Origin of the sequence: Pseudoalteromonas luteoviolacea (assembly GCF_021654285.1) — a bacterium.
In the GTDB taxonomy this organism is placed as follows: domain Bacteria; phylum Pseudomonadota; class Gammaproteobacteria; order Enterobacterales; family Alteromonadaceae; genus Pseudoalteromonas; species Pseudoalteromonas luteoviolacea_J.
Genome location: NZ_JAKFZS010000115.1, coordinates 1 through 348, shown reverse-complemented (window position 1 = coordinate 348; position 348 = coordinate 1). Strand labels below are relative to the sequence as shown.

Here is a 348-nt window from a genome sequence, read left to right as displayed (position 1 = left end):
TATCTTTGACGCAACCATGGCTATTTCTGCTCAAGCGAATCAATCTGCACAAAGACTGGTATCCCTTATCCCAGAATTGTTTTAACACCACTTGGGACTGAGGTAACTCGATTAAACTTTTTCATAGACTTACCTCATAACCAAATGGGGTTTAGATACCCAGTTAATAAAATAAAATCGAAATTAAAATATTTATAAAATACATATAACCCCAAAAAAGGTACGGCAATTGCATAATTAATAAAAATCAGTTTTTTATTATAGAACATGAATTCAATAAGGAATACTTTTGCCGCACCATGGAAAATTTGGCAGCAAAATACGGCAATTGACAGTAGTACAAAAAAA

The 348-nt window shown here is 32.5% G+C and carries 1 protein-coding gene; it reads right to left on the bottom strand.

The genetic code is table 11. The features are described 5' to 3' along the window. Positions 1-134: 134 nt before the first annotated feature. Positions 135-348, bottom strand: a 214-nt coding sequence (locus tag L1077_RS27260; protein WP_237139895.1) for a hypothetical protein, incomplete at its 5' end; no start/stop codon positions are given.